The sequence below is a fragment of the Nonomuraea diastatica genome (assembly GCF_004349015.1).
Classification (GTDB): Bacteria; Actinomycetota; Actinomycetes; order Streptosporangiales; family Streptosporangiaceae; genus Nonomuraea; species Nonomuraea diastatica.
Window position 1 is genome coordinate 30,473 of sequence record NZ_SMKP01000026.1, and the last position, 15,549, is coordinate 46,021.

Sequence of the window (15,549 nt, forward strand, 5' to 3'; positions counted from 1 at the left end):
CATGACAACGATCGACGTGAGCGGGCTCAGCAAGAGCCACCAGGGTTTCCCCGCGGTGAAGGACGTCTCGTTCGAGGTGGCCGAAGGCACGATCTTCGCGCTGCTCGGCAGGAACGGCGCGGGCAAGACCACGACGGTCGAGGTGCTCGCGGGTTTCCAGCGCGCCGACAGCGGCACGGTGCGGGTGCTCGGCCTCGACCCCTGGGCCGACAGGGCCGCGGCGCGCCGGCGCGTCGGGATCATGTTGCAGGAGGCCGGGTTCTTCATTGACCTGACGGTCGCCCAGACCGTCGACACCTGGCGCGACTTCACCGCCGCTCCCCGCCCGCGCGACGAGGCTCTGGACCTGGCCGGGCTGGCGGGCAGGTCAGCCACGAAGGTGCGCCAGCTCTCCGGCGGCGAGAAGCGCCGGCTCGACCTCGCGCTCGCCCTGCTGGGCCGCCCCGACGTGCTGTTCCTCGACGAGCCGACGGCCGGCATGGACCCCGAGGCGCGGGCGAGAACGTGGGAGGTCGTCCGCGACCTCGCCGGGCAGGGCACCACGGTCCTGCTGACGACCCACTACCTCGAGGAGGCGCAGCGCCTGGCCTCCGCCCTGGCGATCATGGACAGGGGCGAGATCGTGGCCTCCGGCGGGATGGAGGAGACACTCGCGGCGCGGAGCGGGCGGGTGGCGTTCCGGATGCCCGCCCAGGTCCGTCCCGCGGACCTGCCGCTGCCGGTCACCCTGGAGGGCGGCGGGGCCGTCTGCCGCACCGAGGATCCCGACCTCGCCGCGCAGACGCTCCTCAGCTGGGCCGCGTCGCGCGGCGTGCGCCTGACCGGCCTGGAGGTCCGCACGGCCACCCTCGAAGACCTCTTCCTCGACCTGTCCGGGAGCGCCCGATGAGCATGGCCGCCACCTACCGTCTCGGCGCCCGCCTGTTCTGGCGGGACAAGTCCATGGTGTTCGCCTCGGTGGTCACGCCCGTCGGGCTGGCCGTGGGGATGCCCGCCCTCATGCGGAACGTGACCTCCGACGGCGTCGCCTCCGCCACCCACATCTTCCAGGGCACGCTCGCTCTGCTGCTGGCGATCACCGCGTTCATGAACGTCGCCGTCGCCCTGGCCGCCCGCCGCGACCAGCTCGTCCTCAAACGGCTGCGGACGACCCGGCTGACCGACGCGCAGATCCTCACCGGTCAGATCGCCGGCACCGCCACCCAGACCGTGGCCGTGATCGTGTTGTGCACGCTGGCCGTGCACCTCCTGGCGGACGTTCCGCTGCCCGCGAACCCCCTCGCGTTCGCCACCGTCACGATCGCGGGCTCGGCCGTGTCGTCCCTGCTCGGCGCCGCGTACACGGCCGCGATCCCGCGCGCGGAGCTGGCGGCGGCGTTCACCACGCCGGTGTTCCTGGTGGCGGGCGTCTCCGCGGGAGCGATGGGCTCCATCCCGCTGCCCTCATGGTTGCGTCCCGCCCTCGACCTCCTGCCGACCACGGCCGTCGTCAACGCCGTCAGGACCGGCGACCTCGTCGTGCCCCTCCTCATTCTGGCCGGGTGGACGCTGGCCGGGCTCGCCGCGATCCGACTGTGGTTCCGCTGGGAGCCTCGCAGGTCATCATCGTGGCTGTGATCTCGTCATCCGCCAGACGGCTCGCGACCGGGCTGATCGTCGCGGTCTCATGCGCCTACACAATGATCGCGCTGCTCTACTTCCAGCATGGCGCCGGCTACGGCGTGCTGGCCACGATCGCGATCACGGCCGTGGTCACCACCTACTCCCTCAACATGCGCGCAGCGCTGCGCGATGGGCGCCCGCCACTCTTCCCTCTCACGCTCGTGCTCCAGGCGATCGCCACCTACCTGCCCGAGCTGCTGCCCGGCGGCTGGTCGGCCGTTGCGGCCCCGATGCTGGCCGGGACCCTGCTGGTGTTCCTGCCGCTGCGCTGGGGCGGCGCGCTGGTGGGGCTCATGATGGTGTACGAGGGCGCCGTCCTCACCTTCTCCGGAGCCCTGCCCGTGATCGTCGCCTTCTACGTGGTCACCGTGCCCACGACGGGCGCGATGACGTACGCGCTGGTGCGGTTCGTCCGGGTGACGGCCGAGCTGGAGGAGGCCAGGGCCGAGCTGGCGGACGCCGCGGTGCTGAAGGAGCGCCTGCGTATCTCCCGCGACCTGCACGACGGGCTCGGCCGCAGCCTCACCGCGATCGCGCTCAAGGGCGACCTGGCCGCCCGCCTCATGGACGGCGATCCCGGCTCGGCCCGCGCGGAGGTGGGCCAGCTGGTACAGGTGGCCAGGGAGGCGGCCAAGGACGTGCGGCAGGTGGCCAAGGGCTACCGGGCGGTGTCGCTCGCCGGTGAGGTCGACAAGGCGGTGGCGCTGCTGCAGTCCTCCGGGGTGGGCGCGCAGGCGCATCTGGCCGACGTACCACTCCCCAGGCGTTCTGAGGAGGCGCTGGCCTGGGCGGTGCGCGAGGGGGTCACCAACGTCCTGCGCCACAGCAGGGCCACAACGTGCACGATCACCACGTCGCTGCAGAACGGGGCCATCCGCCTCGAGGTGGCCAACGACGGCGCGCCGACCGGCTCGGGACCGCGCGGCGGCGGGCTCACGGGCCTGGCGGAGCGGGCCGCGCAGGCCGGCGGCTCCTGCGCCGCCACCCCGACGGGCACCGGCGGCTTCCTGCTGGCCGTGGAGGTCGCGGCATGATCAGGGTGCTGCTGGCCGAGGACATGCACATGATCCGCGCCGCCCTCACCGCCCTGCTCGGCCTCGAATCCGACATCGACGTGGTCGCGGAGGTCACCCGCGGCGACGAGATCGTGCCGAGGGCCATGGAGGTCCGCCCCGACGTCGCCATCGTGGACATCGACCTGCCGGTCGTCGACGGCATCACCGCCGCTGCGGAGCTGCGCGAGCGCCTGCCGTCCTGCCGGATCCTCGTGCTCACCGCCATGGGCCAGCCCGGCCACGTGCGCAGGGCGCTGGCCGCCGGCATCGAGGCGTTCCTGGTCAAGGACGCCCCCGGCGACCGGCTCGCGGACGCCATCAGGCGCACCGCCGCCGGGCTGCGCGTGCTGGACGCCGAGCTGGTCTCGTCGGCGATGGAATACGGAGAGAGCCCGCTGACGCCCAGGGAGTCGACCGTGCTCAGAGAGGCGGCCGAAGGCGCGTCTGCCGAGGACATCGCCTCCCGCCTGCACCTGTCACCCGGCACCGTACGCAACTACCTGACCGGGGCGATCACCAAGACGGGCGCCCGCAACAAGATCGACGCCATCCGCATCGCCGAGGACGCCGGCTGGCTCTGAGCCGGAACCCGGCGATGCGGCGCGCGCCCACCCCTGGTCAGATGTCGGTGATGCGCAATCCGGCGTGTGCCTTGTAGCGGCGGTTGACGGAGATGATGTTGGCGGTCAGCGCCTCCACCTGGTGGGCGTTGCGCAGCCGTCCACCATAGACGCCCCGCACCCCCGGGATGGCCTCGGCCAGGGCCTGCACCGTGCTGGTGGCCTCGCGGTCGTCGCCCAGCACCAGCACGTCGAGGTCCACCTTCTCCACCGACGGATCCATCAGCACGACGGCCGACACATGGTGGAAGGCCGCCACCACCCGGCTCGCCGTCAGCACCGCGGCGGCCTGCTGCGCCGCGCTGCCCTCCTCGACGGGCAGCGCGTACGCCCCCTGCTTGTCGAACCCGAGCGGGTTGACGCAGTCGACCACGATCTTGCCTGCCAGCTCGGCGCGCAGGGACTCCAGCAGCGCCTTGTGCCCGTCGTACGGCACCGCGACGATCACGAGGTCTGCCTGGGAGGCGACGGCGGCGTTCTCGTCGCCCGCCGCACCCGCTCCGATGGAGTCGGCCGCCTCCTGGGCTCGCTGGGCGCTGCGCGACCCGATCAGCACCGGATGCCCCGCCAGCGCGAACCGCCGCGCCAGCCCTTTGCCCTGGTCGCCGGTGCCGCCGAGGATGCCGATGGAAAGCCCGTTAACGTCAGTCATAACCAGATCATGCCAGCTCCGCCACGCCGGACCGGCAGCCGGGCTCGCCGCAGGCGAGTCCGGCGAGAAGGAGCACCGGCGGGCAGCGCCCGGCGAGCGCGGCGGGCGCGGCACGAGCGCGGCACGATGAGCGCGCTCGGCGGGCGCGGCCCGGCGGGTCAGCAGTTGCCGGACGCGGGCAGCCCGTACATCCGCAGCGCCAGCCACTCGATGGCCAGTGGCCCGCCCTCGATGGCTCCGGCGACGTGGTCGGGCGCGGGCAACGATACCCAGCGCACGGTCACCCCGGCCCGGCAGTACTCCGAGCGCAGCGTCGATCCCACCGAGAGCGGGATGATCTGGTCCCCGGTGCCGTGGTACAGGAACATCGGCACCTCCGGGGCCGAGGAGCCGAGCCGGTTCTCCGCCAGGCGCGCCTGCCACTTCGGCTGGCCGAGCAGGTCGACCGGGCTCAGGTCGGAGAAGCGGAGTCCGGCCAGCCTGTCCAGGTCGCCCACGCAGTCATCGGCGGCGTCGGCGAGCAGGGCGCGGCCCCGGTCGTTGAGGTCGGCCTCGAGGTCGAGCTCGGGGTAGGCGGCGTCGAGCCCCACTCCGGCGGCCGCGGCCAGCCCGAAGTCGTCGCCGCCGTCGAGGTGGTTCGCCACGGCGTGCAGGTCGGCGGGAACGCCGCCGGCCGCGACGCCCTTGAGCCGCAGCTCGGGCGCGTACGCGGGCTGCAGCTGGGCGGCCCATCCGGCGGACGCGCCGCCCTGGGAGTAGCCCATGACGGCGACGGGCGCCCGGCTCGACAGCCCAGCGCCGGGCACGCGGGCGGCCGCCCTGATCGAGTCGAGCACGGCGTGCCCCTGCGAGATCCCGGCCATGTACGTGTGCGGCCCGGGCGTGCCGAGCCCCTCGTAGTCGGTCATCGCCACCGCGAACCCCTTGAGCAGGAACAGGCTCACCAGCGCGAGCTCGGCCTCCCGGCCCTGGCTCATGGCGGCGGAGGGGGCGCACTGGTCGCCGAGCCCGTGGGTGCCGACGGCGTACCCGACGATCGGGCGCGTGCCGAACGGGTAGCGGCCCTTGGGCACGAGCAGCGTGCCGGAGACCGTGGTGAGCGAGCCGGTCGCGGAGGTGGAGCGGTAGAGGACGTGCCAGGCGTTGACGGGCACCTCGAGCAGCCTGCCCGGCAGCAGGTAGACGGTGGTGGGCTGGGCCGAGACCACGTCGCCGGCGGTCGCGGCGCGGGCGGGGGTGGCGATGAGGGACATGATCGATAACAGGATCACGGACATGCTGACGCGGACACGTAAGGTCATGTGCCGCCCCTCTCTTTGAGGATCACACACTCGGGGACGGCGGCGCCGCGAGCCCGATCGTTACTCGCAAGTAACCCCCTGTCAAGGCCCGATTTGACGGGGAGATCCACCTCGTGTCCGTACGCCACTCCCGAATCAGCCACCCCGGAAGTACGACGTCAGGCACCATGGGTGGATGGACTCGGGATCGGTGGCACTCCTGCGCGAACTCCTGGCCGACACCGGCTGGATCGACCGCGCGCGCGAGCTGGGGCTCGCTCTGCGCGCCACCCGCTCGCCCGGCGGCCTGCTGCTGGTCGGCCCTCCCGACGACGAGCCCTGGCACCTGACCGCGCATCTCAGCGACGAGGCCCGATATTCCGGGCTGACGCAGCTCGCACCCACCCTGGTCCGCTGGACACCGCCGGCCGACGCTCCCGCCCACCTGCGCGTCGGCCTCGACCGCCTGGAGCGGGCGGCCCGGGGCGAGACGTTGTTCGTGCTGGCCGAGGAGCGGGCCCCGGTCCCGCTGCTCGAACGCGTCGACGACGCGCGGCGCACGGGCGCGACGATCCTGGCCATCGAGGGCGGCGACGCCGAGCTGACCGGCCTCGCCCATGACGCGATCGCGGTGCCGCGCGGCGGGCTGGTGACGTTCGACGGTGCACAGCACCTGGTGAGCGCGGCGGCCGGCGAGGTGGAGCGGCGCCCGGGGCTGCGCGAACGCCTGGCCCGGCTGCTGGAGAAGGTCAGCGGCCCCCAGATGACCGACTAGGAGGAGCTGCGTGATCATCGAGCTCAGCCACCGCATCGTCGAGGGGATGACCACCTATCCCGGCGTCCCCGCCCCGGAGCTCGGGGTGCACCTGAGCCGGGAGGACTCGCGCGGCATGTACGCGCCGGGCACGGAGTTCCACATCGGCGTGATCACGCTGGCCGCCAACACCGGCACCTACGTGGACACTCCGCACCACCGCTACGCCGGCGGCGACGACCTCTCGCAGGTGCCGCTCACGAAACTGGCCGACCTTCCTGGCCTGGTGATCCGGGCCGAAGGGCGGCGCGCGGTGAGCCTGGACCGAGCGCTGGACGTACGCGGCCGGGCCGTGCTGATCCACACGGGATGGGACCGCCACTTCGGCACCGAGGCCTACGTCCACGGTCACCCCCACCTCGCGCCCGAGTCGGCGGCCTGGCTGGCGGGGCAGGGCCCGGCGCTGGTCGGGATCGACTCGCTCAACATCGACGACACCCCGCCGCACGGCGAACGCCCCGCCCACTCGATCTTGCTGCGCGCGGGGATCCCCATCGTCGAGCACCTGACAGGGCTGGACGTGCTGCCCGACGAGGGTTTCCGCTTCCACGCCGCGCCGCCGATGGTGGCCGGCCTGGGCACGTTTCCCGTCAGGGCCTACGCGGTCGTGCCCTAGTCGTCGTCCTCCTCGGCCTCATCCCATGCCTTGTTGCGGTCGGCGGCGCGCCGCAACGCCCCGGCGGCCTCCTGCTCGGACGCGTAGGGCCCCATCCGGTCCTTGTTGGGGCACCCCTTGTCGGGCTCGACCCTCATGTGCTTGAGGCAGAACCACCACTGGCCTTCGCTCACGAGGTCAATTCTGCCCCGTAGACTCATGTTTCATGACGACACTGCTCCAGCCAGGGCGAGTATCGCCCATCCGGAAGGTCCCCGCCCACATCGAGCGGCCGGAGTACGTCGGCAAGAAGCGCCCCGTCACCGGCGAGTCCGACGTGAAGACTCCCGAAATGATCGAGCGCATGCGGGTGGCGGGCAAGATCGCCGCCCAGGCGCTCGAGGAGGTCGGCAACAACGTCCGGCCCGGCGTCACGACCGACGAGCTCGACAGGATCGGCCACGAGTTCCTCATCGACCATGGCGCCTACCCGAGCACGCTCGGCTACAAGGGCTATCCGAAGTCGCTGTGCACGTCGATCAACGAGGTGATCTGCCACGGCATCCCCGACGACACCGTGCTGCGCGACGGCGACATCGTCAACGTCGACATCACCGCCTACAGCGGCGGCGTCCACGGCGACACCGACGCCACCTACCTCGTGGGCGAGGTCGACGAGGAGTCGCGGCTGCTCGTGGAGCGCACGCGCGAGGCGATGATGCGCGCGATCAAGGCGGTCGCGCCGGGGCGGCAGCTCAACGTCGTGGGCCGCGTCATCGAGGCGTACGCCAAGCGGTTCGGCTATGGTGTCGTGCGCGACTTCACCGGCCACGGCATCGGCACGAGCTTCCACTCCGGCCTCATGGTCCCCCACTATGACGACCCGTCGCTGCGGGTGGAGCTGGTGCCCGGCATGACGTTCACGATCGAGCCGATGCTGACGCTGGGGACCATCGACTACGACATCTGGCCCGACAAGTGGACCGCGGTCACGAAAGACCGCAAGCGCACGGCCCAGTTCGAGCACACAATCGTCGTCACTGACACGGGCAGCGAGATCCTCACCCTGCCCTGACTCACCCTGCCCTGGGCTCCGTCACCGCCGCATGGGCACCACCCCGGTCACCGTGGTGCCCTCTCCGGGCACGCCGTTGACCGACAGGCTTCCGCCGATCTCCGCGAAGGCCGCCCGCATCCTGGCGATCCCGCGCCCCGTCACCGGCGCGGGAAAACCCTTGCCGTTGTCGCTGACGGTCATGCGCAGCCCGCTCCTGCCCGCGGTGACGGCGATGGAGACGGTCTTGGCCCTGCTGTGACGCTCGACGTTCGACAGTGCTTCGCCCATCGCGGCCATGACGCCGCGTGTCACGCGCGACGGCACGTCCGTGGCGGGCAGCGCCCAGGTCTCGACCTCGATTCCCGTGCGCTCCGACCACTCGACGAGGCAGGCCTCCAGCGCCTCGGCCAGGCTCTGCCCCCCGCGCATCCGCGTCTCTTCAGACAATGGTCTCGCCTCTCTTGGCACCCCGGGCTCGCGCCGCTCCCCACTCCGGCGCTCCCAAACCGCGCGGTGCGCAATCCCCCCTCAAGGCTGCGCACGCCGGCGAATGAGGTTATGCTCGTCTCCCCTGGAAGTCAGGCTACCCGGCGGTCCTGAGACGTGTACGGAGAAGATAGAAGGCCGTGTCCGAACGGCTACTCGCCCTTGTCGGCACGGTTGAGACGGGAGAGATAGGCGTTGTAGGAGTCGAGCTCGGGGTCTCGGCCACCGGCGCGGTCGGCCCTGCGGTCGGTGCGCCGCGCCTGCCGGTCGTCGTCCTGATACCACTGCACCGCGATGGCCAGCAGCACGATCAGCGTCGGGATCTCGCCGAACCCCCAGGCGATCGCCCCGCCGTCGCGCTGCGTCTGCAGCAGCGTGTCGCCCCAGGGGCGGCCGAGCTGTTCGTACCATCCGGAGGCGATCACCGCGCCCATCATCATCAGCGCGATGCCGAAGAACGCGTGGAACGGCATGGTGACGAAGAGCATCAGCAGCCGCCAGACGTGCGGGAGCCGATGGGGCCCAGGATCGACCCCGACGATCACCCAGAAGAACAGGCACCCGCTGATGAGGAAGTGCAGGGTCATCCAGATGTGCCCGAGATGCTCCTGCATGGCCGACTCGAACAGCGGCGTGAAATAGAGCGCGTACGTCGACGCCACGAAGATGGAGGTGGCCACCAGGGGATGCGTGACGACCTTGGTGAACCGGCTGTGCAGGATCGTGGTGATCCACTCCCTCGGCCCGCGGTCGCCCCTCCTCGATGAGGGCTTGAGCGCGCGCAAGGCCAGCGTGACCGGCCCGCCGAGCACCAGGAAGATCGGCACGACCATGGAGAGCGTCATGTGCTCGATCATGTGCACGTCGAACATGACCTTGGCGTAGCGGGCCAGCCCGCTCTGCGTGGCGAACACCAGCAGCGCCACGCCGAAGAACCAGGACGCAGTGCGCCCCCATGACCACGCGACCCCGCGCCGCGCCAGTCGGTAGACGCCGGCCCCGTAGAGCCCGGCCAGGACCGCGGCGACCACGGCGAAGAACAGGTCGAGCCACCACAACGTGAACACGTTCGCCAGCGACAGCTCCGGCGGCATGGGGAAGCCCAGCAGCTCGAACGCCCGGTCGGCGGGCACGACGACCTCGGGCGGCCGCGTGCGCGACAGTGCCACCGCCAGCCCGACGGTGGCCAGCATGAGCAGGGTCTCGCCGCCTGCCAGCCGGGTGAACGCCCGGGGCCGGCCGGCCGCGAGGTCGGCCAGCGTGCGCTGCCGGTGCCAGTAGCCCACGTAGCCGAGCAGCACGAACGCCACGATCTTGGCCACAGCCAGCAGGCCGTATTCGGATGTCCACAGGTCGGAGACCGCGCCCAGCCGCGCCACCAGGCTGAACAGCCCGGACAGCCCCACGCCGACGTAGCACCACACGGCCATCCGGGAGAACCTGGCGGCGGCCACCTCCAGCTGCGGCTGGCGGCGCAGCGCGTGCGCGGCCAGCACGACGAGCCCGCCCACCCACAGGGCGAGGGCGAGCAGGTGGAGCGCCACCGACGAGGTGGCCAGGTCGTGGTTGGGCGAGGAGGCGCTGTGCCCGGTCAGCGGCGCGGGCAGCAGCGTCGCCAGCGCGAACACCAGCAGTCCCGCCGCGGCTCCGGCGGTGATGGCGCCGCGCGAGAACAGCGCGATCGCCACCCCGAACAGCACCACGAGCGTCAGCGCCACACCCTGCGTGGTCTGGGTGGCGTAGCTGGTCAGGATGGTGCGCTCAAGGATCTGGGGCACGGTCCTGCCGATGGACTCCGCGGCCCCGAAGAGGATGGCGAGGAACGCCGACCCGGCCCACGCCAGCGCCGCCCACGAGCTGGCCTTGACGTAGTCGACGGCGGTCCTGCCGAGCACGCCCTTGTCGTTGGGCAGCAGCGCGGCGGCCATCAGCAGCAAGCCGACGGTGAGCACTCCGGCCGCGTCCATGAGCAGCTTGGACAGCGGCAGCCCCCACCTGACGACCGCTCCGGCGTCGGGCAGCCCGGGAATGATCTTGGGAAAGGCGCTGCCTCCGGCCATCATGCCGATCACCAGGGCGGCGATGGCGGCCCCCGCGCCGGCGATCGCGAGACGCGCCGCCCGGCTCATGGCTTCTTCTTCCGCGCGCTGAGCAGGAATCCGATGCCGATGCCGACGAGCGCGCCGATCACGATGATCAGCCAGACCGGGAACATGGCCTCCTGCTCAGCCGACGCCTGCTCGGCAGCCGGCGACGAGGCCGCGGGCGCGGCGGGCTCGGACGCGACGCTGCTCGCAGGTGCGGGCGCCTCGCTCGTCGCCGTCTCTTCGCTGGGGCTGGGGGACGGCGTCTCCGCTCCCTCGACCCGGAACGGGATCTCCCCTTCGATCGGATGGCCGTCGGAGGACACGACCCGGTAGGCGATCGTGTATTTCCCGTCGGGCAGCGGCCCCTTGACCGCCTGGCGCACGACCGCGCCGTCCAGCTCGGGCTTGCCGAGCTGGTGCTGGTCGTCGCCGGAGCCCCGCACGATCACGAACGGCATGCGCACCTTGGCGGTGAACTCGAGCTCGACCTCGTCGAGGGCCTTGACCTCGGCGCCCTTGGCCGGCGAGCTGCTCTTGAGCGCGTCGTGGGCCAGGGCGGGAGCGGCGCCGGACACGAGCAGGGCGGCGGCGAGAATCGCGGCGAACACCGCGAACGGGGATCTCTTCATGGCACCTTCAAGGCTACCGACGCCACCGCCCGGTCCGGACCCCGATGCACACGATGTATGTGCCCCGATGTACGGGCCCCGATGCAGGGGCCCGCCTACAGACCCGCGCAGGCCAGTGCCCGCTGGTAGGCCTCGACGGCCCCCTCCGCATCGCCCAGCTCCTCGATCGTCTCGGCCGTGGCCAGCCAGGTGGAGGCGGAGCGGCGTGAGTCGGGCAGCGGGGTCAGCCAGTCGCGCACCGACGCCACGTGACCGGCGGCCTCGGCGGAGCGCCCGACGGAGCCGTAGGCCCGGCCGAGCAGGAGGTTGGCCTCGGCGCCAAGCACGTGCCCGTATTCGGGGACCAGCCCTCTGCCGATCTTGGCGTGCTCGACGGCCTTGTCGAGGTCGCCGGTCATGTATTCGGCGTAGGCCAGCTCCACGTGGACCCTGGCCTTGTCGATCGTGCTGGTCGAGGTCTGCTCGAACTCGGCGACCGTCGCGCGCAGCTCGTCGCGCACGGCGCCGGCCTCGGCGGGCCGTGCCTTGAGCCGCTGCTGCAGGAGCGCGAGGCGCATCCTGGCGACGCTGCGCGGATGACCGTTCTCCAGCTGCACCGCCATGGCCCGTTCGGCGAAGGACAGCGCCTCCTCGTTGTGGCCGGTGTTGTAGGCGACGTTGGAGGCCATCCAGTTGGCGGCCACGACGGAGCGCGGCGTGCCGAGCGCGTCGGCCGCGTTGAGCAGCTCGGCCGCGAACTGGCGGGCGCGGAGCAGGTCGCCCCGGTGCATGTAGGCCGACAGCAGGGTCGCGGCCAGCTCGACGAGCGGATCGGTCCACGGCAGGCGGGCGCTCCCGCCCAGCATCTGCTCCCCCACCGTGACGGCCTCGGTCAGCCGCTCGCTGTCGCGGTAGGCGCGGCACAACACCATGGCGACCTCGATGCGCCGCTCGGGTGACAGTTCCTCCTCGCGGAGCTTGAGGAGGATGGAGATCGCCTCGTCGAGGTCGCCGGCCGCCTCGGTGGCGAGGGCCAGCCCGAACTCGGTGTCTTGACGAAGCGTGGGCAACCCTGTCAGGTTGCTGTTGGCCAGCAGCTCACGGAAGCGGGTGCGGGCCTCGGCGACCTCACCGTTCTCGAGCGCCAACCGTGCGTAACCGAGGGCCAGCTCGATGTCCTCCATCTGCTCGGCGGTCACACCGTTGATCAGATAAGACAACGAACAGTCCAGTTTCTGGGCCAATAGCTCCAGAACGGCAGGAGTCGGGGTACGCTTGCCACTCTCGATCAACGAGACGTAGCTGTCCGACAACTCGGGATGCGCCAGCTGTGCCTGTGACAGGCCGCGTTGTCGCCGAACTGTCTTGATGCGGAGTCCGACCAGGTCAGATGTGGTCACAGTCGTCGCTCCCTGAGAAGATATAGTCCGAGCAACCCCCACATAGGCGAGGGAGAACCCCCATGCGTATGCGTATTGCCCTGTCGGCACTGGTCACCGCGATGATGGTCGCTGCGACCTTTGCGGGCAATGTTACGGCCGCTAGTGCTGAAATGTCCCCCGTCGGCGCCAATCAGGATTCCAGCGACTGCTGCTGAGGCCATTCGGCCGGAGGGGCACACTCCCGGCGTCAGGGGCGCGACACCGCACCTCGCTCCTGGCACTCCCCGGGACGATGAGGCACGCCCTCGTCATGTGTGCCCCTCGAACCCCGCTCCGAAGTGGCCCTCCAGCCCGGCCTTGATCCAGAAGTTTACCCGGCGCCGTCTACATTTGATCTACAGTGATCGCTTCGACGACGCTGCCTTGGGGTGATTCAGGAGCGGGGAGGTCGCGTGAGCGAAGAGATCTACATCCGCCTGCTCGGCGCGGTCACCGGTGAGCGGGAGGCCGAGCCCTTCGACCTCGGCCCTGCCCGGCAACAGGTCGCCCTCGCACTGCTCGCCTCCGTCCCCGCCAGGCCCGTCCCGATGCACCGGCTCGTCTCCGGCATCTGGGGCGACGACGCCCCGCGCAACGCCGAGCAGAGCGTCTACACCTACATCTCCGGCTTACGCCGCGCTTTCGAGCCCTCGCGCGGCCGCCGCGAGCCGTCGCGGCTGCTGGCGGGCACGTCCGCCGGATACGTCCTTCACCTGCGGCCCGGTCAGGTGGACGCGGTGCTGTTCGGCGAGCGCGTCGCCGAGGCGCACCGGGCGCAGCGGCGCGGCGACGACCGGCAGGCCGTGCGCGCGCTCGACCAGGCCCTGCGGATGTGGCGCGGCATCGCGCTGAGCGGCCTTTCGGGCCCGTTCGTTGAGCAGGAACGCGACCGCCTGGAGCAGCTCAGGCTGTCGGCGCTCGAGCAGCGCGCGGAGAGCCTGCTGCGCCTCGACCGGCACGCGGAGATCATCGAGGCGCTGCGCGACCTGACCCGCCAGCACCCCCTGCGCGAGCGGGCGCGCGAGCTGCTCATGACGGCGCTGTTCCGCTCCGGGCGCCAGGCGGAGGCGCTGGAGACCTTCGAGGAGGGCCGGGTCGTCCTCGCCGAGGAGCTGGGCCTGTCCCCCGGCGAGGGGCTGCGCAGGTGCCACGAGATGGTGCTGCGCGCCGACGCGGCCCCGCTCTCGCCGCCGGCGCCGCACCAGCTGCCGCGGCGGCTGGCGGTGTTCGTGGGCAGGGCGGATGAGACCGCCCAGCTGAAGGAGCGGCTGGCACCCGGGGACGACGCGCCGCCCGGTCCCCTGGTGATCATCACGGGACCGCCCGGCGTCGGCAAGTCGGCACTGGCGGTGCAGGTCGCCCACCTGGTGGAAGAGCGGTTCCCCGACGGCCAGCTCTACGTCAACTGCCGGGCCGCCACGCCCGAGCTGCCCGCGCTCACCGCGCTGGAGGTCCTCGGGCGGTTCCTGCGCGCGCTCGGCGTGCCGCCCCACGCCGTGCCCTCCGACCTCGACGAGGCGGCCGCCGTGTGGCGCAGCCGCCTGCACGGCCGGCGGGTGCTGGCGCTGCTCGACGACGCAGCGGACCTGGCGCAGATCCGGCCGCTGCTGGCCACGCCGTTCGGCACCTCGCTCCTGGTGACCAGCCGCGAGACCATGACGTGGGGCGACGACTACTTCCAGCTGGAGCTGGACCGCATGTCCCACGCGGACTCGGCCACGATGCTGGCCGGGCTCGCCGGCGCGGGCCGGGTGGCGGCGGACGCGGGGCAGACGGCGAGCCTGGTGCGGTTGTGCGACGGCCTGCCGCTGGCTCTGAAGATCGCGGGCGCGCGCCTGGCCGGCCGTACCGACTGGACCGTGGCGACACTGGCCGCCCGGCTGAGCGACGAGCGGCGGCGCCTGCACGAGCTCGCCGTGGGCGACCTGGCGGTGCGTTCCAGCCTCGCGGCCAGCCACACCGCGCTCGAGCGCGGTCTCCGGGCCGTCGACCGGCAGGCCGCACGCATCCTCGCGCTGCTCGGCCTGCTGCACGTGCCCGAGGCGACCGCTGAGGTGGCGGGCGCGCTGCTCGGCGTGCCGCCCGCCGAGGCGGAGCCGGGGCTGGAACGCCTGGTCGACGCCCACCTGCTCGACCGCGCCGGCCACGGCCGCTACCAGCTGCACGACCTCGTCCGCCTCTTCGCGGGCGAGCTGCGGCCGGACGGCGCCAGGGACGCGCTCGTCCGCGTGTTCTCCTACTACGCTGCCTCGGCCCGGCTGGCGAGCAGCGTCATCGACCCGCACCGCGTGCAGACCGCCGCCCCCGTGGACGCGGTTCCCCATCAGGTCTCCGGCTGCGAGGAGGCCCAGGCGTGGCTCTGCGAGGAGGAGCCCATCCTGGTCGCCGCGGCCGCCCAGGCCATGAGCTTCCCCGACGACACGATCGCCGGGCTGGGGATCAACCTCGCGTTCGGCCTCGCCTGGCACCAGCAGCGGGCCTACGACATGACGACGATGCTCGCGCTGAACGCGCAGGCCCTGCGGGTCAGCGAGCGGCTCGGCGACGAGGCGAGCGCGCAGCTCGCACACGACCACGTCGCCAACGCCCTGCGCGTGACGGGGCGCACCGACGAGGCCGTCGCCCATCTGCGGGCCTCGCTGACGATCGCCAGGCGGCTCGGCGACGCCTTCGGCGAGCAGCGCGCGATGGGCAACCTCGCCGTCGTGCACATCTCGGGCGAGCGCTTCGAGGAGGCGCTCCCGTGGGCCGAACGCCAGCTCGCCCTCGCCAGGAGCATCGGCTCGCGGGTGGGCGTCCGCTACGCGCTGCTGATGACGGGCAACGCCCACAGCGGCGCTGGGCGTCCGGAGAAGGCGTGCGAGCCCCTCTACGCGGCGCTGGCGGACGCCCAGGAGGTGGGCGACCTCACCCACGAGGCCCAGATCCGCATGGGGCTCGGCGAGACCCACCTCGCCATGGGCCGGCCGGAGGAGGCGCTGGAGCACCTCGTACGGGCCTCCGACCTCATGACGCTGGTCGGCTACCGGATCGGGAAACTGCGCTGCCTGGTCGGGCTGTCGTACACGCACCGGGTCATGGGGCGGCCGGACCGGGCGCTCGCCTGCGTGACCGAGGCCGCCGGCTTCGGCGGCGCACTCGGCAACCCCCGCTGGGAGCGGCGGCTCGCGGAGGAGCAGGCGGCCGTGCACGAGGCGCTGCACCAGGTCTGA

16 protein-coding genes are annotated in these 15,549 nt (G+C 72.0%); 9 read left to right on the forward strand and 7 right to left on the reverse strand.

Annotated features, from left to right (window positions below):
• Nucleotide 1: 1 nt before the first annotated feature.
• Genes E1294_RS11985 through E1294_RS12000 form a run of 4 tightly spaced genes read left to right on the forward strand, consistent with a single transcriptional unit; the run spans nt 2 to nt 3,298 of the window.
• Nucleotides 2–889 carry an ABC transporter ATP-binding protein gene (locus E1294_RS11985; RefSeq protein ID WP_132507812.1) on the forward strand — a complete coding sequence of 296 codons (888 nt, stop codon included), beginning with the start codon at nt 2–4 and terminating at the stop codon, nt 887–889.
• A complete protein-coding gene (locus E1294_RS11990) occupies nt 886–1,617 on the forward strand; it encodes an ABC transporter permease (RefSeq protein ID WP_132507814.1) in 732 nt (243 codons plus the stop codon). Before E1294_RS11985 ends, E1294_RS11990 begins: the two co-directional genes overlap by 4 nt.
• Nucleotides 1,614–2,696, forward strand: a complete 1,083-nt coding sequence (locus E1294_RS11995) for a sensor histidine kinase (protein ID WP_165977240.1) — start codon at nt 1,614–1,616, stop codon at nt 2,694–2,696. The genes E1294_RS11990 and E1294_RS11995 overlap by 4 nt, the downstream gene beginning before the upstream one ends.
• On the forward strand, nt 2,693–3,298 hold the full coding sequence (locus E1294_RS12000; RefSeq protein ID WP_132507818.1) for a response regulator transcription factor: 606 nt from the start codon (nt 2,693–2,695) through the stop codon (nt 3,296–3,298). The genes E1294_RS11995 and E1294_RS12000 overlap by 4 nt, the downstream gene beginning before the upstream one ends.
• Nucleotides 3,299–3,335: 37 nt before the next feature.
• Here E1294_RS12000 and npdG read toward each other — a convergent pair whose 3' ends face one another.
• Nucleotides 3,336–3,989 carry an NADPH-dependent F420 reductase gene (gene npdG, locus E1294_RS12005; RefSeq protein WP_132507820.1) on the reverse strand — a complete coding sequence of 218 codons (654 nt, stop codon included), beginning with the start codon at nt 3,987–3,989 and terminating at the stop codon, nt 3,336–3,338.
• 158 nt (nt 3,990–4,147) lie between these two features.
• Nucleotides 4,148–5,290, reverse strand: a complete 1,143-nt coding sequence (locus E1294_RS12010; RefSeq protein ID WP_132507822.1) for a lipase family protein — start codon at nt 5,288–5,290, stop codon at nt 4,148–4,150.
• A 175-nt stretch (nt 5,291–5,465) separates the two neighbouring features.
• Here E1294_RS12010 and E1294_RS12015 point away from each other — a divergent pair, with 175 nt between their 5' ends.
• Nucleotides 5,466–6,044: a hypothetical protein gene (locus tag E1294_RS12015; protein WP_132507824.1), complete on the forward strand. Its 579-nt coding sequence runs from the start codon at nt 5,466–5,468 to the stop codon at nt 6,042–6,044.
• 10 nt (nt 6,045–6,054) lie between these two features.
• Nucleotides 6,055–6,699, forward strand: coding sequence for a cyclase family protein (locus tag E1294_RS12020; RefSeq protein ID WP_132507826.1), 645 nt, complete (start codon nt 6,055–6,057; stop codon nt 6,697–6,699).
• Here E1294_RS12020 and E1294_RS12025 read toward each other — a convergent pair.
• A complete protein-coding gene (locus E1294_RS12025; RefSeq protein WP_132507828.1) occupies nt 6,696–6,899 on the reverse strand; it encodes a hypothetical protein in 204 nt (67 codons plus the stop codon). The genes E1294_RS12020 and E1294_RS12025 overlap by 4 nt on opposite strands.
• A 5-nt stretch (nt 6,900–6,904) precedes the next feature.
• Here E1294_RS12025 and map point away from each other — a divergent pair, with 5 nt between their 5' ends.
• The gene (map, locus tag E1294_RS12030; RefSeq protein ID WP_132507830.1) at nt 6,905–7,753 is read left to right on the forward strand and encodes a type I methionyl aminopeptidase; all 849 of its coding nucleotides are present in this window, start codon (nt 6,905–6,907) and stop codon (nt 7,751–7,753) included.
• 21 nt (nt 7,754–7,774) lie between these two features.
• Here the strand turns inward: map and E1294_RS12035 are convergent, their stop codons facing one another.
• The 4 genes from E1294_RS12035 to E1294_RS12050 form a co-directional block, all read right to left on the reverse strand.
• Nucleotides 7,775–8,164 (reverse strand): sensor histidine kinase, encoded by a 390-nt coding sequence (locus tag E1294_RS12035; protein WP_132507832.1) that lies wholly within the window; start codon nt 8,162–8,164, stop codon nt 7,775–7,777.
• 209 nt (nt 8,165–8,373) lie between these two features.
• A complete protein-coding gene (locus E1294_RS12040; RefSeq protein WP_132507834.1) occupies nt 8,374–10,350 on the reverse strand; it encodes a bifunctional copper resistance protein CopD/cytochrome c oxidase assembly protein in 1,977 nt (658 codons plus the stop codon).
• Nucleotides 10,347–10,937, reverse strand: a complete 591-nt coding sequence (locus E1294_RS12045) for a copper resistance CopC family protein (protein ID WP_132507836.1) — start codon at nt 10,935–10,937, stop codon at nt 10,347–10,349. Before E1294_RS12045 ends, E1294_RS12040 begins: the two co-directional genes overlap by 4 nt.
• Before the next feature lie 95 nt (nt 10,938–11,032).
• Nucleotides 11,033–12,316 carry a helix-turn-helix domain-containing protein gene (locus tag E1294_RS12050; RefSeq protein WP_132507838.1) on the reverse strand — a complete coding sequence of 428 codons (1,284 nt, stop codon included), beginning with the start codon at nt 12,314–12,316 and terminating at the stop codon, nt 11,033–11,035.
• Nucleotides 12,317–12,378: 62 nt separating this feature from the next.
• Here E1294_RS12050 and E1294_RS57120 point away from each other — a divergent pair, with 62 nt between their 5' ends.
• Nucleotides 12,379–12,513 carry a hypothetical protein gene (locus E1294_RS57120; RefSeq protein ID WP_281284417.1) on the forward strand — a complete coding sequence of 45 codons (135 nt, stop codon included), beginning with the start codon at nt 12,379–12,381 and terminating at the stop codon, nt 12,511–12,513.
• Nucleotides 12,514–12,750: 237 nt separating this feature from the next.
• On the forward strand, nt 12,751–15,549 hold the full coding sequence (locus tag E1294_RS12055) for an AfsR/SARP family transcriptional regulator (RefSeq protein ID WP_132507840.1): 2,799 nt from the start codon (nt 12,751–12,753) through the stop codon (nt 15,547–15,549).